The following is a 20269-nucleotide window of genomic DNA, read 5'->3' as shown; positions in this document are numbered from 1 at the left end:
TCCATGTCGGGAGTCTGATCCACAATGGACCCATGCCCGCCGTCGCCCAGGTCCTCGCTCTCGCACACCTCGTGGAGAGCGATGCGGCGTGGCGTCTGCTGCGGGCCGACAGCGTCCCGGTGATCGCGGGGGTCCTCGGCATCCATCTCGGCGGCGACGAGCATCGCATGGAGGCCGACGAACTCTACGAGCGGGTGGACGCCGATCTTGAGCGCCTGCGGGCGCAGGGGTACGCACTGTCGTTGAACGCCAAGGGGTACCTCGCGCAGTGGCGGGCGGCGGGATTCGTCGTACGTCGTGCGTCGCTCGAATCCCGGGGCGAGACCTTCGAGCTCGCCCCCGATGCGATCGCCGCGATCCGGTTCTTGCAGGGGCGGGCGGCTCCCCGCTCGAGCGTGACGGAGTCGCGCCTGGCGAGCCTCGCGGCGCAGGTGCGTCAACTGGCGATCGACACAGATCCCGATGTGTCGGGCCGCATCGCGCTGCTCGAAGAAGAGATCGACCGGCTGCAGCGACGCATCGAATCGCTCCGTTCGGGCGACGAGACCGCGCTCGACGGCGATCGGGCTCTCGAGCGGGCACGCGACCTTCTCGCGCAGGCCGCCGACATTCCCGACGACTTCGCGCGCGTGCGCGCTGAGTTCGAGTATCTCAACGCCTCGTTGCGGCAGAAGATCGTCGAATCCGATGCCTCGCAGGCAGCGGTGGTCGATGAGGTGTTCCAGGGCATCGATCACATCGCCGACTCCGACGCGGGCCGCAGCTTCGCCGCCTTCTCGCAGCTCGTGCTCGACCCGGCGCTCGGTGCGGCGTTCGAGGCCGACATCCGTCGCGTGCTCGACCGTGGGTTCGCACGCGAGCTGACCGGCGACGAGCGGCGTGCGCTGCGCTCGTTCCTCGGCACACTTAAGGGCCGCAGCGCCGAGATCCACGACGTCATCACGCTGTTCGCGCGGGCGTTGCGCCGCTACGTACAGTCGCAGGATTACCAGCGCGACCGGGTGCTGCGCACCCTTTTGCGCGAGGCCCAGCACGCGGGTGTGGCGGCGGCCGAACACACCAGGCCCTGGCATCCCACCCGGCTCAGTCTCGACCTGTCGACGGCGTCGTTGTCGACCGTCGGCAGCATCGACCTGCACGACCCCGCCCAGCTGATCGCCACCGACGCGGTCGTCACCCACGCGCCCGCCACAGCCAGCATCGAACAGCTGCGCGCCCTCGCGCGTGAGACCGAGATCGACTTCGACGAGTTGACGGGCAACGTCAACGTGATCCTCGGCGAGGTGCCGACCTGCACGGTCGGCGAGGTGCTCGCACGGTTCCCCGCGACGCAGGGCATCGGCAGCATCGTAGGCCTGCTCGCCCTCGCCGCCGAGCAGGGCACCGTCGATGACGAGCCCGAGATCCTCACTTGGCGCGGCACCGACGACGTGCCGCGTGCGGCGCTTGTCGCCGCGCACCGATTCACAGGAGCAGTCATATGAGTGACGAGTCGCCGACGGATGCCGGTGAGGCCGGTGTTCCGACCTCAGCCGAGCTGTGGGAGGGCGATACCGGGGCGCTGCCCGACCGCACTCGCCGCGTGCTGTTGCGGATCCTGCGCGGCCCGTATCTCTCAGGCGAGCGCGAAGCGCAGTCGTGGGCGACCCTGCTGACTGACGAAGCCGTCATCCGGTCACGACTGGCCGACCTGTTCCTGGAACTCGTGATCGATCGCGACAACGAGTTCGCGTTCGTGCGCAACGTGCCCTCCGACGACGCGCCCCGGGCCGTCCGATCGGAGTCGCTCACATTCCTCGACACGGCGATGCTGCTCGTGCTGCGCCAGACGCTGCTGAGCGAGGAAGGCCAGGGGCGCGTGCTCGTCGGGCAGGCGGAGGTGTTCGAACAGCTCGCCGTGTTCCGCACCGCCGACCGCGATGAGAAGGACTTCGCAAGCCGCCTGAACTCCTCGTGGAACAAGATGCACAACAGGCTGCGCGTGCTGCACTCTGTCGGCGACGATAGCGCCGAGATCTCGCCCGTGCTGAGGCTGATCGTGGATGCCGACCAGGTACGCACGATCACGGCCGAGTATCAGCGCATCGCCGAAGAGTCAGTGGCATCCCTCGATGACAACGAGACCGCACCGGACGCGACGGGGGTGGGCGAATGAGCATGCTGACCTTTCCCGACGACTTCGACGGGCTCGACCGCGATCGTCCGGGTCAATGGCGCCTGGCGGCCGTCGAGCTCGTCAACTGGGGCACGTTCGCGGGACACGTCGAGATCCCGATCGCGCGCCACGGGCACCTCTTCACCGGTGCGTCGGGGTCAGGCAAGTCGTCGTTGCTCGACGCGATCGCTGCCGTCCTGACGCCCGACAAATGGCTGCGGCTCAATGCCGCGGCGCAGGACGGCGCCAGCCGGCAGAGCGATCGTTCACTCATGAGCTATGTGCGCGGCGCATGGACGAAAGAAGCCGACGACACGAGCGATCGTGCCACGACGACGTACCTGCGACCGCGCACGACCTGGAGCGGCATCCTGCTGCGCTACGAGAACCTGCGTGACGAACCGGTCACGCTGGTGCGGGTGTTCCACGCCCCCGGCACGCGCACTGAGACGACGGCGCTGAAGGACGCGCGACTGTTCGTCCGCGGCGATCTGCGTCTGCTCGACCTGCAGCCGCACATCGCGAGCGGCATCGATGCGCGGCGGATGACCGCCGCGCTGCCCGATGCGCTCATCACGACGGGCGGGCGCCACGGGCGCTTCCATGAGCGGATCGTGCGCCAGTTCGGGTTCCGCAGCGAGACGACGCTGCAACTGCTGCACAAGACGCAGTCGGCGAAGAACCTCGGCACGCTCGACGCGCTGTTCCGCGGGTTCATGCTCGATCAGCCGTCGACCTTCCCGCGTGCCGACAATGCCGTCGAGCAGTTCACCGAGCTCGACCGGGCGCACGCCCACGTCGTCGACCTGCGGCGACAGGCACAGGCCTTGGCAACCGTCGACGAGTCCATCATCGCGTTCGACACGGCCTCGGCCGACCTCGCGCTCGCCGGCGGCCTGCACGACGCCGTCGAGCCGTACACGGCCGCGCTCACACTACGGCTCGCGCGCGAGGCGATCGGGCCGGCGCGGGCCGCACGTGCACGGGCCGAGGGCGCCCGCGTCGACGCAGACCGGGCGCGGCGCCTTGCTGCCGATGCGCTCGAGACGGCGAAGGCCCGCGTGCGCGACGAGGGCGGTGCGCGCGTCGAGGTGTTGCAGCTGCAGGTGGACGGCGCCGTGCGCGACGTGCAAGCGGTGTCTGATGCGCGCGGCCGGCTGACGGCAGAACTGGAGCGCATCGGCAGTCCGCTGCCGCAGGATGCCGGGCAATTCGCAGAGCTGCTCGATGCCGCCGTGACCGAGGCGCTGCGTGAAGTGCCGGCGGTCTCGCACGAGGTGCGCGACGCCGCGGCGATCGCGCGCAAGGGCGTCGCGGAGCTCGACGAGAAGATCCGCGCCCTGCGCGAGCACCGCAGCAACCTCAATCCCCGCCTGCTGGCGGCACGGCGCGAGCTCGCGCACGCTCTTCGCGTTCCCGAGCAGGCGCTGCCGTTCGCGGCCGAGCTGATCTCGCTCGCGCCCGAGCACGCCGACTGGCGCGGCGCGATCGAGCGCGTGCTGCGGCCGCTGGCGACGACGATGCTCGTGCGCGACGAGCATCTGGCACAGGCGCGACGGGCGGCGGATGCCAGACACCTGGGCATCCGGCTCGTGATCGAAGCCGTGCCGGTCGAGGTCGACCCGCCGCGCCGCCCCCGCGATCCGCGGTCGCTCGTGCATCGCGTGGCGGTCACTGACGGCGGCTTCGCCGCGTTCTTGCAGCGACGGCTCGTGGCCGAGTTCGACTACACCTGCGTCGACCACCCTGACGAGCTCGACGATGTCGACCGCGGAGTCACAATCGCCGGTCTCGTCAAACGCAGCGCGCGCCGGTACGAGAAAGACGACCGGGCCGATGTGCACGACGCGTCGCGGTGGGTACTCGGCGGCGACACCGAGGAGCGGCTCGAGGCGCTGCTGGCCGAACTGCGGGAGGCCAAGGCGCACCGCGACCGGGTCATGGCGGCCGACACGCAGGCCGACGAAGCCCGTGAAGCCGCGCTCGCCCGCCGTGGCGTCTTCGAGCGGATCGCGTCGTGCACGTGGCAGCAGATCGATGTCGCCGCAGCCGCGGCCGTCGTCGACGCGCGGCGGGCTGAGCTCGTCGCGCTGACCTCGGCGTCATCGAGCCTGCGCGAGGCGCAGACCGCGCGTGATCGCGCCGCCGAGCAGGTCGAGGCCACCGAGCAAGAGCACGACCGCACGGTGCGTGCCGAGGGTATCGCGCGCGACCTCGTCGACCGGGTCGCGGCCCAGATCGCCGAGCTCGAGCGGGCTGCTCCCGACCCGGTTCCCGACGACATCGCCGAAGCTCTCGATGCCCGCTTCCGCACCGAGGGTCGCTCGCTCACGCGTGAGAATGTCGACGGTCGTGCACGGGCGGTGCAGGCGGCGCTCTCGAAGGAAAAGGATGCCGCGGCGACGCGACTGCGCGAGGCCGAGGCATCGTTCGCGGCTCGTGCCGCGCGCTTCCGCGCGGAGTGGCCCGCGGCGGCCGCCGAGCTGACCGCAGAAATCGGCGACCGCTATGGATATCGCGCCCTGCGCGAGGGGATCGTCGCGAGAGGGCTGCCCGACAAAGAGGGCGAGTTCCGCAAACTCCTGCGCGACCGCTCACGCGATGTCGTCGCGCACCTGCTGAGCGACCTGCGCGACGCACCGGGCTTGATCCGCGAACGCATCCTGCCGGTGAACGCGTCGCTCGGGCGTTCACCGTTTGAGGGGCGCGATCGGTATCTCGAGATCGACGTCAAGACGACGCGTACACCCGAGGTCGAGTCGTTCCTCGCCGATCTGCGTCGCATCGTCGAAGGCAACTGGGCCGACGAATCCGACGCAGGCGCCGAGCAGCGCTTCAGCGTGCTGCAGCAGGTCATCGGCAGACTCGGGTCGAAAGACCGCTCCGACGTCGACTGGCGCACTCGCGTGCTCGACACGCGGCTGCATGTGAGCTTTCTCGCGCGCGAGAAAGACGCGGCGGGGCGCGTCGTCCGCGTCTACGACTCGGCTGAAGGGCTCTCGGGCGGGCAGCGCCAGAAGCTCGTCATCTTCTGCCTCGCGGCCGCACTGCGGTATCAGCTCACCGAAGAAGAGACCGATGTGCCGACGTACGGGTCGATCGTGCTCGACGAAGCCTTCGACAAGGCCGACACCACCTACACACGCAACGCGATGGACGTTTTCGAGGCGTTCGGGTTCCACATGATCCTCGCCACTCCACAGAAGCTGCTGCAGACGCTTGAACGCTATGTCGGGGCGGTCACCTCGGTGTCGAACCCGGAGCGACGGGCATCACAACTCGCGAACGTCGTGTTCCAGACCGATGCGGAGTCCGCCGTGAATGCTCTCGTAGCCGAATCCGCCGAGGCCACGCCATGAACATCAGTACAGGATCAGTGCCTCGTCGGATTCGGATGAGTGCGCCGGTCACGGTCGAGGGTCTGCGGCAGCGCGCTGAGCGGCTGTTCGAACGTGACGCACGTGCCTGGGCCTCGGCCGGTGTCGGCGGCGCAATCAGCGCGGTGCTCGACCTGCCGTTGCACCCACCGACCGAACGTGCGGCGCTCGCAGACCTCGAGCGGACCCGGGCGTGGGTGCGGTCATGGCGCACGTTCGAGAACGAACTGAAGGATGCCGGAGGGTTCGGCGGTGGTGCCATCGATACAGCGGGCACCGCACCAGCGGCTGTGCTGGTGACGTGGGTGCGTCGCGACTGGCCGCGAATCGGATCGCAGGACGTTCCCGAACGGATTTGCATACGCGGGGCTGCAGCGATCGCGTATGTCGCGCAGAAAGTGGCAGAGTGGGTGCTGATGTCGGAGCGGCTCCACGAACTGCGCGCCGTCCTCGGTTCCAGCGACGCTGCAGCCGCAACGATGCGCGTGCACGCGCGCGCCATCACCGCCCTCGCGGACAGCGACTTCGGCTTGTTGGCCGGTGTGATCGGCTGGTTGCAGCAGCATCCAGCATCCGGACAGCGAGTGCGGGAGCTCCCCATCCGCGGCATCCACACGAAGTGGATCGAGCAGCGACGTGGGCTGATCGAGGCGCTGCACCGCGCGGGAACGGGTGAAGCCGGGCTCGGACTACTCGACCCCGAGCCGCTCATACGCCTGCGTCTGCTCGATCCGGCGCTGGCGACCGGCCTGCCGCGTGACCTAAGCGCACCGATCGGTGATCTGGCCGCACTGGATCTGCACCCGGCGCAGGTGTTCGTTTTCGAGAACCTCACGACCGTGCTGTCGATGCCAGAAGCGCCGGGCGGGGTCGTGATCCATGGCGGCGGATACCGGGTCGACCTCGTCGCCCGGCTGCCGTGGGTCGCAGATGCCCCTGCCATCACATACTGGGGAGACCTCGACTCGCACGGGTTCGGCATACTGGATCGGTTCCGATCGCACGGCGTCGAGGCCGCATCGGCTCTGATGGACACCGAGACGCTACTCACGCATCGTGATCTCTGGGTCCAGGAGGCAACTCCAGACCGCGGGGTTCACATCCACCTCACGAACGCCGAGCAGGCTACGCTGCAACTCCTCGCGGCTGAGGGAAACGTCCGTCTTGAGCAGGAACGCGTCCCGTGGGAGTACGCGCTCGCCCGCCTCAGGACGGCGTGCCGGTGACCATCCGTCAAGACAAGCGACACATCCAGCCAGACTCGTTCATGTCGAACATCATTCTCGTGACTGCGACGAGGTCGGTAGCCGGTTCTGCGCGCCGACCCGTTCAGCCGCGAGGCGAATCGCGTCCGGCAGCAGTCGGTGCCGCCGGCTACTCGACCGTGTACCGGCGCTCTATGCCCGCGGTCATCCGTCCCCACTCGCTTGCCGCCACGCGCTGCTGGTGCGCATCGAAAGCGGTGGTGTCGACGAAGCGCTCCTCGACCGACCACACCTTCGGGTCGGCCGTCCGCTCGACGGCGAAGACGAGGCATCCCGGCTCTGCACGGCTGAGAGCGATGTGCAGCGGCAGGTGTTCGGCAACGCGATCGACTTCGTCCATGTCGCGGCAGACCAATTCGCCGTGGAGGCGCACTTCGGGCACGACGTCAGCCTAGGGGCCGCTCAACGACCAAAGGGCCGCGCGGTGGTGCCGACGAGCTCGCGGACCATGGGCAGGTCGGGTTCGGCCCAGTCCAGCGCATCCAGCTCGGTGATGCGCACCCACTCCAGCCGGTCGTGATCGGTGCTGGCCGAAGGTCGCGGGCCGGCCAGGCTCGCGGCGAAGCACGTGAGACGGATGCCACGGCCGGCGACCACGGTCTCGTCGGTGCGCAGCATCCTGCCCACCGCCACCTCGACCGACAGCTCCTCGCGGATCTCGCGGGCCAGGGCCGCCTCGGCCGACTCCCCCGCCTCGACCTTGCCGCCTGGGAACTCCCACCGACCGCCCGCCGACCGGTCCGGCAGCCGCCGGCACGCCAGCACGCGGCCGGCGTCGGCGATCACGGCGGCCACGACGTCGAGCGCCGTCACAGCTCTCCCGGTGAGACGGCCTGCGAGTCGAGCTCCTCGACGAGCGCGGACCTCTTGCCCGCGCGCTGCGGCGCGTACACGACCAGCGAGTGGAACATGAAGCGCACCACGAACGCGACCGCGAGCGTGATGGCGGCGGCGATCACGCTGGAGATGTGCCACGAGTTCACGAGCAGCGCGATCACCGGGATGCGCACGAGCGCCTCGACGTTGTTGAACGCGAACGACTTTGCGAACCGTGACCACACGCCCGTGGCATCCGCCCGCATGTCCTGGAAGACGAAGCGCTCCTGCAGCACGAAGTTGCCGATGATCGTGACCTCGGCACCGATGATCGCCGCCGGAATGTAGTGCATCCCGAACGTGATCAGCACCCACATGATCGCGAGGTTCGCGAGCGCCCCGAGCCCGCCGATGATCGCGAACAGCGACATCTTGCCGAACCGCAGCGCGGTCAGCTGCGCGAGAAAACGCAGGCCCTGCCGCACCGAGGCCTTCGACTCGCCGGCCAGGCGGTCGGCGAAGCGGAACGGCACCTCGGCCGCGCGCAGACTGCGCCGCGCGAGGATCTCGAGCAGGATCTTGAAGCCGCGGGGCCGCAGTCCGTCGAGGTCGACCGCCGTGCGGTCGATCAGGAAGAACCCGGTCATCGGGTCGGTGACGTCGCGCAGCCGGATCGGGAACATCGCCCGCGTGAGCATGGTCGACAGGCGTGAGACAAGCACGCGCGAGCGGTCGGCCAGGCCCTGCGCGGAGCCCTCGCTGACATACCGGGATGCCACGACCACGTCGACGTCGCCGCGCCCGAACCGCGCGAACAGCGCAGGGATGTCCTCGGGCGGGTGCTGCAGGTCGCCGTCCATCACGAGGCAGACGTCCGCAGCCGCGGCGCGCACGCCCTCGACCACGGCACCGCCCAGCCCGCCGGTGGGGGTCTCGCGATGGATGAGGCCCACCGGAAGGGGCGCGGATGCCGCGACCTCGCGGATCGTGTCGGGCGTGGCATCCGTGCTGTCATCCACGAAGAGGATCTCGGCCTCGATACCCTGTACTGCGATCGCCGCCCGGCGCACGAGCTCGGCCACGTTGGGTGCCTCGTTGTAGGTGGGGACGATGATCGACAGTTGCATGGGTTCTTCCGGATCGCAGACGTTCGCTCCATCGTCCCATGCGCGTCTGGCCATGCCCACTCAGAAGAGCACATCCACACGCCACACAGGCCGGATCGCCAGGCCGCTCACGGCCAAGGGGGCGCGCGCACAGCGCCGACCCAGCCGCCACCGGGGAGAATGGGAGCCATGACGACTTCTGACAGCACGATCAAGATGTTCGGCGCCGACTGGTGCCGCGACTGCCGCCGCACCAAGAAGCAGCTCGACGAGCTCGGCGTCGCGTACGAGTACATCGACCTCGTCGCCGACCCGACGGCCGCCGACGTGGCCAAGGAGATCTCGGGCCGCACGAACATCCCCGTCGTCGTCTACCCCGACGCGTCGCACCACGTCGAGCCGTCGAACGCGGACGTCGAGGCCAAGCTGCGCGAGCTGTCGCTGATCTGACCCGGTACATCCTCTCGGTCGGGTCGCGGCCGCGCTCCGGGACCTCCGCGCGTCGATAAGCTGAGAGGCGTGGACGAAGGAGTCGAGCGCAACACCCGGGTGATCGAAGAGTCGGTGGTGACCGACTTCGCCGACCGCATGACCTACAGCGGATATCTCGAGCTGAGCACGCTGCTGTCGGCGCAGCATCCGCTCAGTTCGCCGGAGCATCACGACGAGCTTCTGTTCATCGTGCAGCACCAGACGACCGAGCTGTGGCTGAAGCTGATCCTGCACGAGCTGGGCGCCGCGTGCGTGCACCTGCGTGCCGACGAGCTGCCGCAGGCGCTGAAGTGCATAGCGCGCGTGAAGCACATCCAGAAGCAGATCACCGACCAGTGGTCGGTGCTGGCCACGCTGACCCCGGCCGAGTACGCGCAGTTCCGCGGCGTGCTGGGCAACGCCAGCGGATTCCAGTCGGCCCAGTACCGGGCGGTGGAGTTCACGCTCGGCAACAAGCACCGCGGCATGCTGCGCGTGTTCGAGTCCGATCCTGCGAACCACGCGCTCGTCGAGGCGGCTCTCGAGGCGCCGAGCCTGTACGACGAGTTCCTGCGACACCTGGCCCGTCGCGGATTCGAGGTTCCGGCATCCGTCCTCGAGCGCGATGTGACGACCGCGTGGCAGTACCTGCCCGAGCTCGTGCCGACCTTCGTCGGGATCTACGCCGACCCCGACGCGCACTGGGACGCGTATGAGACCTGCGAAGAGCTCGTCGACCTCGAGGACAACTTCCAGCTGTGGCGGTTCCGCCACCTGAAGACGGTCGAGCGCATCATCGGGCACAAGCGCGGCACGGGCGGATCCAGCGGGGTCACGTTCCTGCAGCGGGCGCTGGAGCTCACGTTCTTCCCCGAGCTGTATGCCGTGCGCACCGAGATCGGGGCATGACCATGATGCTCGCGGACGCCGAGGCGCTCGCGGCCCTGCTCGGCCCGACGGCACGCCGGTGCCGGCGGGGGATCACCGGCGACGAGGGGATCGCGCTGGCCCCCCTGACCGACCACCATCTGCACCTGCACCTGGTCGACGAGCATGCGCTGCCCGCGCACGGCATCGCAGCGGCGGTCGATCTCGGCGGCGATCCCGCGCACTTCGCGCGGCGTCCGAAGCAGAGCATGCCGCACCTGGAATATGCCGGGGCGTTCTTGACCGTGCCGGGCGGCTACCCGTCGTTCCGCTCGTGGGCGCCGGCGCAGATCGTCGAGCTCGTCACGGATCCGTCGCCCGCGCCCGGGGTGCCCGGCGGGGCGCGCACGAGCGTCGACGAGATGGCCGACGCCGGCGCGTCCGTCATCAAGATCGCGCTCAACGCGGTCGAGGGGCATGTGTTCGACGAGGCGACCCTGCGTGCGGTGGTGGATGCCGCGCACCAACGCGGACTGCCGGCCGTGGCCCATGTCGAGGGCGACGGGATGACCCGGTTCGCCCTGGACACCGGGGTCGACGTGCTCGCGCACGCCCCGTTCACCGAGACGCTGGATGCCGAGCTGATCGCGCGCGCGGTGCAGGCCGGGCAGATCTGGATCTCGACGCTGGCGATCCACGACGAGCCGTCGACGGCGATCGACAACGTCGCGGCGTTCGCTGCCGCCGGCGGTCGCGTGCTGTACGGCACGGATCTGGGTAACGGCGACCGGCCGAGTGGACTCGACCTCGCCGAGCTGCGCTGCCTGCACCGCGCCGGCGTGCGCGGACCCGCCCTGATCGGCACGCTCACCGACCCCTGGCCGCGCGCGGCCTGGGACGGCGGTGTGGCGACGTTCGTGCCGGGGCCGCCGCCCGAGTCGGCGAAGGAGATCCCGCACTGGCTGAGCGGCGCGCGGGTCGTGCCGACCGAGGAGCTGATCACGGATGAGTACTGAGAGTGCGACGAGCCTGACCGTGGACGAGTCGCGGGCCGAGGCATCCACCCTCGACGCGGCCGACCCGCTGCGCGCGCACCGCGACGCGTTCGTCGGTTCCGAAACGTCGCTCGTCTACTTCGACGGCAATTCGCTGGGCCGCCCGTTGCGGACCACCGCCGAGCACACCGCGGCGTTCGTGCGCGACGACTGGGGCGGGCGGCTGATCCGCGGCTGGGACGAGCAGTGGATGGCGGCGCCTTTCACCGTCGGCGACGAGATCGGGCGCGTCGCGCTGGGCGCGGCGGCCGGGCAGACGATCGTCGGCGACTCGACGACCGTGCTGCTGTACAAGCTGCTGCGGGCGGCGTTCGACGTCGCGCACGCGGCTGACCCGGCGAGGGTCGAGATCGTCGTGGACCGCGACAATTTTCCGACCGACCGGTTTCTCGTGGAGGGCATCGCCGCCGAGCGCGGAAGGGTCGTGCGATGGATCGACGTCGACCTCTCGGCCGGCGTCACGGCGGACGCGCTGGCCGCAGCGGTCGGCGCGCAGACCGCTGTCGTGCTGCTCAGTCACATCGCATATCGATCGGGTTATATGGCGGACGCCGCGGCCCTGACCGCGATCGCGCACGAGGCCGGCGCACTCATCCTGTGGGACCTGTGCCACTCGATCGGCGCCGTGCCGATCGAGGCTGACGCATGGGGGTTCGATCTCGCGGTGGGCTGCACGTACAAGTACCTCAACGGCGGTCCGGGCTCGCCGGCGTTCGCGTATGTCGCCGCGCGGCATCAGGCGGCGCTGGCCCAGCCGATCCAGGGCTGGATGGGCGCCGCGGACGTGTTCGCGATGGGCCCGGAGTATGTCGCCGCCGACGGCATGCGCCGCTTTCTGTCGGGCACGCCGCCGATCACCGCGATGGTGGGCATGCGCGACATGCTCGCCCTGATCTCGGCTGCGGGGATGGATGCCGTGCGCACGAAGTCGGTGGCGTTGACCGAGTTCGCGATCCGGCTCGCGGACGCGTGGCTTGCGCCGCTCGGCGTGACCGTGGCGTCGCCGCGGGATGCCGCGTGGCGCGGCGGGCACGTGACGCTGTCGCACCCCGCGATGCGCGAGGTGACGGCGCGACTGTGGGAGCAGGACGTGATCCCCGACTATCGCGACCCGGGCGGGCTGCGGATCGGCCTCTCGCCGCTGTCGACGTCGTTCGCCGAGGTCGCCGCCGGGTTCGTGAAGATCGCCGAGGCGCTGCGCGCGGTCGGCTGAGGCGGGGTGCGCCGGGGGTGTCCGGCGTGTCGCATTGCTTCCGTTCTGGGCATTCAACTTCCCGTTCACATACGCCTGGCCGGCGGGTGCGGCTGGCGGTGCGAGAGTGTGGAACTTCGGACCCCGCCGCGGCCGCCAAGAGCTACAGCATTCTGCTGATGCGGCAGGTCTTGACGGCGGGCTGCAGGTTGCCGCTGATGCGCCAGGAAAAGGCTGGCGCATCAGCGGATAAGTGCAGCATCGGCGATCGACGCGGCCGGCCCGCGGGACCGAGTCGCACTCGAGCTGGGACGCAGTGCCACGCGTAGACTTGAGAGCCCGCCCGAAGGAGAGCGACGTGTCCACACCCGCGAACAGCAGCCCCCAGCCGCCCGTGAGCGAGAACAACGGGTCCGACGCGACGAGCGCCGAGCAGAACGCGGCTCCTCGGGCGACGCGCACGCCGGCAGGAGGCAAGGGCTCGCAGGTGAAGGATGCCGCGGCCAAGACGCGTGCGAAGAGCTCGGCGTCTGTGGGCGGCGCGGCGAAGAGGGCCGCCAGCGCAGCCGCGTCGAAGGCCGCTCCCGCGAAGACGACCCCCGCCAAGACGCCCCCCGCGAAGACGACCCCCGCCAAGACGGCCCCCGCGAAGACGCCCCCCGCCAACACGCCCCCCGCCAAGACGACCCCCGCGCAAGCCGCGGCGGCGAAGAAGACCGCGGCGACCAAGAAGACCGCAGCGACCAAGAAGACCGCGGCGAAGAAGACCGGCGCGACCGGCGGCGCGGGGGCCGCGGCATCCCTCGCCCCGGATGTGCGGCAGACGCTCGACGCGGCGATCGACGCCGTGCAGACCGGCGCCCGGTCGTGGGCGCACCTGACCCTGGAGCAGCGGGCTCGGCTGTTCGAGCGGGTCCGCGCGACGGTGGTCGCGTGCGCCGAAGAGTGGGCGGCGACGGCGGCGCGCAGCAAGGGGCTCGACGCCGACCACGCCCTGGTCGGCGAGGAGTGGCTCTCGGGCCCGTACGCCGTGCTCGGCGCGATCGACGGATACCTGACGACGCTGCGCACGCTGGCCAGGGGCGCGAGCCCGCTCGACGGCGTGAAGACCGACATCGCCCCGGGCGGGCGGTTGCGCGCGCACGTGTTCCCCGCGACGGGCATGGACAACGTGCTGCTGTCGGGCTTCACCGGCGAGGTGTGGCTCGAGCCGGGCACGACCCTCGCGCAGGCGAAGGATGCCGCGGGTCTCGCGCAGCGGCCGGATCAGCGGCATCCCGACTCCACGACGGTGGGACTCGTGCTCGGCGCCGGCAACATCACGTCGATCCCGGTGCTGGACGTGTTCTACGAGCTGCTCGCGGCGAACCGGGTGAGCGTGCTGAAGGTCAACCCCACGCAGGACGTGCTGGTGCCGGTGTTCGAACGCGCGCTCGCGCCGCTGATCGAACCCGGCCTGCTGCGGATCGTGCGCGGCGGGGGCGATGTCGGCGGGTATCTCACGCAGCATCCGGCGTTCGCGCACGTCCACATCACGGGATCGGCGACGACGTTCGACGCGATCGTGTGGGGCACCGGCGCCGAGGCGACGCGATGCAGGAAGGCCGCCGACCCGAAGCTGACGACGCCCATCACGGCCGAGCTCGGCGGCGTCTCGCCGATCATCGTCGTGCCCGGGGCCTGGACCGACGCCGACCTGGCGTACCAGGCATCCCACATCGCGACCATGCGGCTGCACAACAGCGGGCACAACTGCATCGCCGGCCAGGTTGTCATCATCAGCCGTGACTGGCCGCAGCGCGAGGCGTTCCTGCGCGCGCTGCGCACGGCGTACGAGGGTGCCCCGCGCCGCCCGGTCTGGTACCCGAACAGCCGGCGGAAGATGGATGCCGCAGCGGCGGATTACCCGGATGCCACGTGGTCGGCCGACCGCACGCGGGTGCTCGTCGACGTCGACGCCGACGGGGACGCGGTGGCGCTCGAGACCACCGAGTACTTCGCTCCCGTGCTGGGCGTGGTCGAGCTCGACGGCAACGGGCAGGAGTTCGTGGATGCCGCGGTGGCGCACGCGAACGAGAAGCTCGCCGGCACCCTGGGCGCGAACGTGCTCATCGACCCGGCGACCGAGCGGGCCCTGGGCGACGGGTTCGAGCGTGCGATCGCCGATCTGCGCTACGGCGGGATCGCGATCAACGCATGGACCGGCGTGGTGTTCGCGACCCCGATCCTGTCGTGGGGCGCATACCCGGGCGCGACGCTCGCGGACGTGGCGAGCGGCATCGGAGTGGTGCACAACACCCTGCTGCTCGACCGGGTCGAGCGCTCGATCATGCGCGGGCCGTTCCGTCCGTTCCCGCGCTCGCTCGGCGGGCGGGGCCGGTTCTCGGTGCTGCCCAAGCCACCGTGGTTCGTGGACTCGCGCACCGGCACGGCGGTGGCCGAGGGCCTCACCCGCTGGCACATGGACCACAGCGTGACGGCCCTGGCGGCCACGCTCGCGAAGGCGATGCGCTCGTGAGCGGCCCGTCGTCTCGTGCCCGCTTCACCCGGCCTCGCCCGGGGACCTCGCCGCTCGAGGCGGACTACGTCATCGTCGGGGCGGGTTCGGCCGGTGCGGCGCTGGCCGCGCGCCTGACCGAGGACCCCTCGGTCTCGGTGCTGCTGCTCGAGGCGGGCGGGCCCGACAAGGCGATGCAGCTGCATGTTCCGGCCGCGTTCTCGAAACTGTTCCGCGGCGCGTACGACTGGAACTACGACACCGTCCCGCAGCCCGGGCTGGACGGTCGCACGATCTTCTGGCCGCGCGGCAAGACCCTCGGCGGCTCGTCGTCGCTGAACGCGATGATGTGGGTGCGCGGCTTCGCCGCCGATTACGACGCCTGGGCGGCGGTGGCCGGTGCCGACTGGTCGTGGGACGCGCTCGTGCCGTACTTCCGGCGCGTGGAGAAGACGCAGGATGCCGCGGACCCCACGCAGGGCACTTCCGGCGCGCAGCCCGTCGAGCACCAGCGCGATCCGCGCCCGCACACGGCCGCGTTCCTCGAGGCGGCGCGCGAGGCGGGGTACCCGGTCACCCCCGCGAATCTCCCCCAGGGGCAGGGCTTCTCACAGACCATGGTGACGCACCATCGCGGGGCACGGGCATCCACTGCCGACGCCTACCTGCGGCCCGCGCACGGCCGTCGCAACCTACGGATCGTGACCGGCGCGTTCGTGCGACGGGTGACGTTCGCGGGCCGGCGGGCCACCGGCGTGTACGTCGACATCGACGGGATCACCCGGCACGCGCTCGCACGGCGCGAGGTGATCCTGTGCGGCGGCGCCGTGAACACTCCGCAGCTGCTGCAGCTGTCGGGGATCGGCCTTGCCGCGCACCTGCGCGAGCACGGCATCGACGTCCTGGTCGATTCGCCCGAGGTGGGCGCGAACCTGCAGGACCACCTGGTCTCGGGCCTGGCGCCGGCCGCACGCGGTGGCACGTTGTACGGGGCCGAGAAGCCTGCACAGCTGGCCGCGTACCTCACGCACCGGCGTGGGATGCTGACCTCCAACGTCGCCGAGGCGTACGGATTCGTGCGCACCGACGTGGCGGATGCCGTCGGCGCCCCGGCCGACCTCCCCGACATCGAGATCATCTTCGCGACCGCGCCGTACGTCGGCGAGGGGCTCGTGCCGCTGCCGGGCGAGGGACTCACGGTCGGAGCGATCCTGCTGCAGCCGCGCAGTCGCGGAACGGTGCGGCTCGCCTCGGCCGACCCGACGGCGAAGCCGCTCATCGACCCGGCGTACCTGTCCGACGCGGACGGCGTCGACGAGCGCACCATGCTGGCCGGGCTCGCCGTGTGCGAGCGGCTGATCGACACGCGTGCGCTGAAGGCCGTCACCACCGGTCGATGGGTGCAGCCGGAGGGCGGCGAGGCGATGTCGGCGACCGAGCGCGCCGAGCTGTCGCTGCACGGCTATTCGCACACGCTGTACCACCCGGTCGGAACGGCCCGGATGGGCCGGGACGAGGCATCCGTCGTCGATCCCCGGCTGCGCGTGCGCGGGGTCGACGGCCTGCGGGTGGCGGATGCCTCGGTCATGCCGACGATCATCCGCGGGCATACGAACGCGCCCGCGATCGTGATCGGCGAGGTGGCTGCCGACCTCGTGCGCCGCGACCTCGCCCGGTGAGGGACGAGCGCCGCGGCACCGGTCGTTGAGCGAGGAGCGCAGCGACGAGACGAAACGACGCGGCGGGAGCGGCGCCTCGTTTCGACTCGCTGCGCTCGCTCAACGAGCGAGGGGGATCAGGCGTCGAGGGCGAACAGGTCGGTCGCGTCGCGCAGCGCGCGGGCGATGCCCGGCTCGGCTGCCGAGTGCCCCGCATCGGGCACCACCACCAGCTCGGACTGCGGCCAGGCACGGTGCAGGTCCCACGCGGTCATGATCGGCGTGCACATGTCGTAGCGGCCCTGCACGATCACTCCGGGGATGTCGCGCAGCGCGCCGGCTCCGTCGATCAGCTGCCCCTCGCGGAACCAGCCGCCGTGCATGAAGTAGTGGTTCTCGATGCGCGCGAACGCGGTGGCATGCTCGGGCTCGACCGCCTCGGCGACGTGATCCGGGTCGGGCCGCAGGGTGACCGTCTCGGCCTCCCACCGCGTCCACGCGACCGCGGCCGGTCCGTGCACGGCAGGGTCGGGGTCGGTGAGCCGGCGGTGATAGGCCTCGATCATCCGCGACCGCTCCAGCAGCGGGATCGGCCGGATGAACTCCTCCCACAGGTCGGGGTAGACCACCGCGGCACCGCCCTCGTAGAACCACTCCAGCTCGTGCCGGCGCAGCGTGAAGATGCCGCGCAGCACGAGCTCGGTCACGGCGGCCGGGTGCGCCTGCGCGTAGGCGAGGGCGAGGGCGCTGCCCCACGACCCGCCGAACACCTGCCATCGCTCGATGGCGAGGTTGCGCCGCAGCAGCTCGAGGTCGGCCACCAGATGCCAGGTCGTGTTGTACCGCATGTCGGCCGCCGCGTCGGATGCGTGCGGCGTCGACCGGCCGCACCCGCGCTGATCGAACAGCACGATGCGGTACTTCTCCGGGTCGAAGAAGCGCCGGTGCCACGGCGACGTGCCGCCACCGGGCCCGCCGTGCAGGAAGACGACGGGCTTGCCGGCGGGGTTGCCGCTCTGCTCCCAGTACATGCGGTTGCCGTCGCCGACCAGCAGCATGCCGCTCTCGTACGGCTCGATCGGCGGGTAGAGGATGTCGTCGAGATGGTGGGGTGCGTTCACAGCTTGCCTTCCGCGACGGAGAACGTGTCGCACGCGTCGGCGCCCGTCGCCTCCTGGATGTGGTCGTCGCCGAACGCCGCAGCGGCGTTCAGCGCATCGTCGATCTGCGCCCGCGTGGGCGACTCGCTGTCGTCGCGGTTCGCATCGGCTCCCGTCGTGCAGTTCTCGACGTCGCCCTCGTCCACGCCGAGGCCGGCCACCCCTCCTCCGGCCATCGCGATTCCGGCACCACGGCGACGAGCTTTGCTCCCCCCGACGTTCGCATTGTCATTGAACGTCATGTGCTCTAAGGTAGCGCGACGACCGTCCCTGATGCGGGAGCGCCGCCCGGCGGAGCGGGACCTCGCCGGATTAGGCTCAGGGCGAGCATGCCCCGAGCGGCATGCGCGGATCGGGGTGAGCGGATGGATCAGGGTCTGCTGATACTGCTGGTCGCCGTCGGAGCCGTGCTGGTGATCGCCGTCATCTCCGCCCTCGCCGAGCGTCTGGGCGTCGCCGGCCCCCTGCTGCTGGTCGCCGCCGGGCTCGGCATCGCGCTCATCCCCGCAGTGCGCATCCCCGAGATCCCGCCGGAATGGATCCTCGCAGGCGTGCTGCCGCCCCTGCTGTACTCGGCGGCGGTCAACCTTCCGGCGATCGAGTTCCGGCGGGACTTCCGCGCCATCTCGGGCCTGGCCGTGCTGCTGGTGATCGTCAGCGCACTGGTCCTCGGCGGGTTCTTCTGGCTCGTCGGCATTCCGCTGCCGGTGGGCATCGCCCTCGGCGCGATCCTCAGCCCGACCGACGCGGTGGCCACATCGATCGCGAAGCGCCTGGGCATCGCGCCGCGGGTCGTCACGATGCTCGAGGGCGAGAGCCTGCTCAACGACGCGACGGCCCTCGTGCTGCTGCGCACCGCGATCATCGCCATCGCCGGCAGCTTCTCGATCTGGGGCGCGGTGGGCGCCTTCGTCTGGGCGGTGGTGTGCGCGCTGGTCATCGGGGCGATCGTGGGCTGGATCGCGCTGCGTCTGCGCGCGTGGGTCGGCGGATCGGCGGCCAACACCGCGATCAGCTTCACGGTGCCGTTCCTGGCCTACTTGCCGACCGAGGAGCTGGGGGGGTCGGGCCTGGTCGCCGCCGTGGTGGCCGGGATCGTGGCCGGTCAGGGCGCCCGTCGCCTGCTCACCCCCGAGCAGCGCCTCAGCGACCGGATGAACTGGCGCACCGTCGAGCTCGTGCTCGAAGGCGCGGTGTTCCTCATCATGGGCCTCGAGCTGCGCGAGATCGTCAGCGCCAACGTCGCCGAATCGGGCGGGCTCTGGCAGGGCATCTGGCCGGCGCTGGTGGCTCTGGCGATCGTGCTGGCCGTGCGCGCCGTCTACGTCACGTTCCTGGTCTGGACGCGCGACCGCCGCGCCGCACGGCTGGATCCCGAGCGTCTGGAGGCGTTCGGCGGCCGGCTCGACGCGATCGCCGCCGGCGATGCTCCCCTGCCGCGACGCCAGGCGCCGGTGCCGCCGCGCCCCGGGCGCATGCCACGACGCCGGTGGCTGATGCCGCGGCGCCGGCGGCCGATGAGCGACGAGCAGGTTCAGCGCCGCGTCGGCACGATGCGCGCCCGGGTGGACCAACTGCTCGGCGACATCGACTACTACCGCAAGTCGCCCCTGGACTGGCGCCACGGCACCGTCATCGTGTGGGCGGGCATGCGCGGCGTCGTCACGCTCGCGGCGGCCCAGACGCTGCCCCGCGAGGGGATCGAGCACCGGGCCCTGCTCGTGTTGATCGCGTTCCTGGTCGCGCTGGTGAGCCTGATGCTGCAGGGGTTCACGCTGCCCGCCGTCGTGCGCGCACTGGGCCTGTCCGAACCCGGCGAACAGCACGAGCCGACGCAGGAGCGCGAATCACTGGACGGACAGCTGCGCAAGGCCGCGGCATCCTCCATCCGTGAAGGCACCCTCGTCCGCCGCGACGGCACCGCGTTCGCGCCCGAGCTGTTCGAGGCGGTGGCCGCGCAGATGGATGCCCCGCCCGAGGCCCTGCGCGAGGCCGAGCCGCGCGAGATCATCGAGCTGCGGATGGCCTCGATCGGCGCGATGCGGCGACGGCTGGACGAGCTCAGCCACGGCGGCGCCTACAGCACCGAGGCGCTGCGCCACGCGCTCGCCCAGCTGGACGCCGACGAGCTGAGCCTGCAGATGCGCCTCAACGAGGAATGACGCGCGTCCTGCCGGATCGGGGAGAATGGAAGGATGCACGACGAAACCAGCCCGCTTCCCCTGCCGCACACCGCGGCAGAGTGCCCGAAGTGCTTCGTCGAGCTGCAGCACGATCGGGACTGGTGGCAGGCGCGCCCCGCGGGCTCGCGCCTGGTCGGACTGGTCGTCGCCCGCGACGACATGCCGAGCATCAAGCAGCAGCGCGACGATCTGACGCGCTTCGGCGTGCCGATCGAGGGATTCCGCCACCCCGCGCCCGAGACCCTCGAGACGTGGGAGGAACGGCTGGTGCGCCTGTTCGGCACGCTCGGCAGCGGCGATGTGCTGGTCGTCGCGAGCATCCACGCGCTCGGACGCGACATCGACGAAGAGACCCGTACCGTCGCCGCCCTGCGCCGGCGCGGCGTCGTGGTCAAGGTGCTCAGCCACGAGGGCCGGCACCTGTTCGACACCGGGCGCTGAGCGCCGGGCAAGCCGAGCAGGGCGCG

General features: G+C 70.7%; 17 protein-coding genes. 12 read left to right on the top strand and 5 right to left on the bottom strand.

What is annotated here, in order from left to right:
- The first annotated feature begins 32 nt into the window (after positions 1-32).
- Genes AC3RX0_RS11725 through AC3RX0_RS11710 form a run of 4 tightly spaced genes read left to right on the top strand, consistent with a single transcriptional unit; the run spans position 33 to position 6758 of the window.
- Positions 33-1484, top strand: coding sequence for a DUF3375 domain-containing protein (locus AC3RX0_RS11725; protein WP_491506159.1), 1452 nt, complete (start codon positions 33-35; stop codon positions 1482-1484).
- Positions 1481-2155, top strand: coding sequence for a DUF4194 domain-containing protein (locus AC3RX0_RS11720; RefSeq protein WP_491506158.1), 675 nt, complete (start codon positions 1481-1483; stop codon positions 2153-2155). The genes AC3RX0_RS11725 and AC3RX0_RS11720 overlap by 4 nt, the downstream gene beginning before the upstream one ends.
- Complete coding sequence (locus tag AC3RX0_RS11715) at positions 2152-5514, top strand: ATP-binding protein (protein WP_491506157.1); 3363 nt, start codon at positions 2152-2154, stop codon at positions 5512-5514. Before AC3RX0_RS11720 ends, AC3RX0_RS11715 begins: the two co-directional genes overlap by 4 nt.
- Before the next feature lie 35 nt (positions 5515-5549).
- Entirely contained in the window at positions 5550-6758 is a 1209-nt protein-coding gene (locus tag AC3RX0_RS11710; protein ID WP_491506156.1) for a Wadjet anti-phage system protein JetD domain-containing protein, read from the top strand.
- A 148-nt stretch (positions 6759-6906) separates the two neighbouring features.
- Here AC3RX0_RS11710 and AC3RX0_RS11705 read toward each other — a convergent pair whose 3' ends face one another.
- Genes AC3RX0_RS11705 through AC3RX0_RS11695 form a run of 3 tightly spaced genes read right to left on the bottom strand, consistent with a single transcriptional unit; the run spans position 6907 to position 8740 of the window.
- Positions 6907-7179 (bottom strand): putative quinol monooxygenase, encoded by a 273-nt coding sequence (locus tag AC3RX0_RS11705; RefSeq protein WP_491506155.1) that lies wholly within the window; start codon positions 7177-7179, stop codon positions 6907-6909.
- Positions 7180-7199: 20 nt separating this feature from the next.
- Positions 7200-7610 (bottom strand): (deoxy)nucleoside triphosphate pyrophosphohydrolase, encoded by a 411-nt coding sequence (locus tag AC3RX0_RS11700; RefSeq protein WP_491506154.1) that lies wholly within the window; start codon positions 7608-7610, stop codon positions 7200-7202.
- On the bottom strand, positions 7607-8740 hold the full coding sequence (locus AC3RX0_RS11695; RefSeq protein WP_491506153.1) for a glycosyltransferase: 1134 nt from the start codon (positions 8738-8740) through the stop codon (positions 7607-7609). The genes AC3RX0_RS11700 and AC3RX0_RS11695 overlap by 4 nt, the downstream gene beginning before the upstream one ends.
- A gap of 168 nt (positions 8741-8908) precedes the next feature.
- Between AC3RX0_RS11695 and AC3RX0_RS11690 the strand changes: the two genes are divergently transcribed.
- The 6 genes from AC3RX0_RS11690 (at position 8909) to AC3RX0_RS11665 (ending at position 16480) form a co-directional block, all read left to right on the top strand.
- Positions 8909-9169 (top strand): glutaredoxin family protein, encoded by a 261-nt coding sequence (locus AC3RX0_RS11690; protein ID WP_491506152.1) that lies wholly within the window; start codon positions 8909-8911, stop codon positions 9167-9169.
- 69 nt (positions 9170-9238) lie between these two features.
- Complete coding sequence (gene kynA, locus AC3RX0_RS11685; protein WP_491506151.1) at positions 9239-10099, top strand: tryptophan 2,3-dioxygenase; 861 nt, start codon at positions 9239-9241, stop codon at positions 10097-10099.
- Positions 10096-11073: an amidohydrolase family protein gene (locus AC3RX0_RS11680; RefSeq protein WP_491506150.1), complete on the top strand. Its 978-nt coding sequence runs from the start codon at positions 10096-10098 to the stop codon at positions 11071-11073. The genes kynA and AC3RX0_RS11680 overlap by 4 nt, the downstream gene beginning before the upstream one ends.
- Positions 11063-12325, top strand: a complete 1263-nt coding sequence (locus tag AC3RX0_RS11675) for a kynureninase (RefSeq protein WP_491506149.1) — start codon at positions 11063-11065, stop codon at positions 12323-12325. Before AC3RX0_RS11680 ends, AC3RX0_RS11675 begins: the two co-directional genes overlap by 11 nt.
- Before the next feature lie 337 nt (positions 12326-12662).
- The gene (locus tag AC3RX0_RS11670; RefSeq protein ID WP_491506148.1) at positions 12663-14822 is read left to right on the top strand and encodes an aldehyde dehydrogenase family protein; all 2160 of its coding nucleotides are present in this window, start codon (positions 12663-12665) and stop codon (positions 14820-14822) included.
- Complete coding sequence (locus tag AC3RX0_RS11665; RefSeq protein WP_491506147.1) at positions 14819-16480, top strand: GMC family oxidoreductase; 1662 nt, start codon at positions 14819-14821, stop codon at positions 16478-16480. Before AC3RX0_RS11670 ends, AC3RX0_RS11665 begins: the two co-directional genes overlap by 4 nt.
- Positions 16481-16596: 116 nt before the next feature.
- Here the strand turns inward: AC3RX0_RS11665 and pip are convergent, their stop codons facing one another.
- On the bottom strand, positions 16597-17580 hold the full coding sequence (pip, locus tag AC3RX0_RS11660) for a prolyl aminopeptidase (RefSeq protein WP_491506146.1): 984 nt from the start codon (positions 17578-17580) through the stop codon (positions 16597-16599).
- Complete coding sequence (locus AC3RX0_RS11655; RefSeq protein ID WP_491506145.1) at positions 17577-17861, bottom strand: hypothetical protein; 285 nt, start codon at positions 17859-17861, stop codon at positions 17577-17579. The genes pip and AC3RX0_RS11655 overlap by 4 nt, the downstream gene beginning before the upstream one ends.
- Positions 17862-17948: 87 nt before the next feature.
- On the opposite strand from AC3RX0_RS11655, the gene AC3RX0_RS11650 reads away from it, so the two are divergent.
- On the top strand, positions 17949-19781 hold the full coding sequence (locus tag AC3RX0_RS11650; RefSeq protein WP_498165966.1) for a cation:proton antiporter: 1833 nt from the start codon (positions 17949-17951) through the stop codon (positions 19779-19781).
- A gap of 33 nt (positions 19782-19814) precedes the next feature.
- Positions 19815-20243, top strand: coding sequence for a recombinase family protein (locus AC3RX0_RS11645; protein ID WP_491506143.1), 429 nt, complete (start codon positions 19815-19817; stop codon positions 20241-20243).
- Positions 20244-20269 lie beyond the last annotated feature (26 nt).

The sequence above is a fragment of the Microbacterium sp. W1-4-2 genome (genome assembly GCF_058349885.2).
This window is presented reverse-complemented; position numbering and strand designations above follow the sequence as displayed.

Coding starts and splice junctions, on each gene's coding strand:
- AC3RX0_RS11725 (WP_491506159.1), top strand. CDS start 33: ATGCCCGCCGTCGCCCAGGTCCTCGCTCTCGCACACCTCGTGGAGAGC.
- AC3RX0_RS11720 (WP_491506158.1), top strand. CDS start 1,481: ATGAGTGACGAGTCGCCGACGGATGCCGGTGAGGCCGGTGTTCCGACC.
- AC3RX0_RS11715 (WP_491506157.1), top strand. CDS start 2,152: ATGAGCATGCTGACCTTTCCCGACGACTTCGACGGGCTCGACCGCGAT.
- AC3RX0_RS11710 (WP_491506156.1), top strand. CDS start 5,550: ATGAGTGCGCCGGTCACGGTCGAGGGTCTGCGGCAGCGCGCTGAGCGG.
- AC3RX0_RS11695 (WP_491506153.1), bottom strand. CDS start 8,740: ATGCAACTGTCGATCATCGTCCCCACCTACAACGAGGCACCCAACGTG.
- AC3RX0_RS11690 (WP_491506152.1), top strand. CDS start 8,909: ATGACGACTTCTGACAGCACGATCAAGATGTTCGGCGCCGACTGGTGC.
- AC3RX0_RS11680 (WP_491506150.1), top strand. CDS start 10,096: ATGACCATGATGCTCGCGGACGCCGAGGCGCTCGCGGCCCTGCTCGGC.
- AC3RX0_RS11675 (WP_491506149.1), top strand. CDS start 11,063: ATGAGTACTGAGAGTGCGACGAGCCTGACCGTGGACGAGTCGCGGGCC.
- AC3RX0_RS11655 (WP_491506145.1), bottom strand. CDS start 17,861: ATGACGTTCAATGACAATGCGAACGTCGGGGGGAGCAAAGCTCGTCGC.
- AC3RX0_RS11650 (WP_498165966.1), top strand. CDS start 17,949: ATGCCCCGAGCGGCATGCGCGGATCGGGGTGAGCGGATGGATCAGGGT.
- AC3RX0_RS11645 (WP_491506143.1), top strand. CDS start 19,815: ATGCACGACGAAACCAGCCCGCTTCCCCTGCCGCACACCGCGGCAGAG.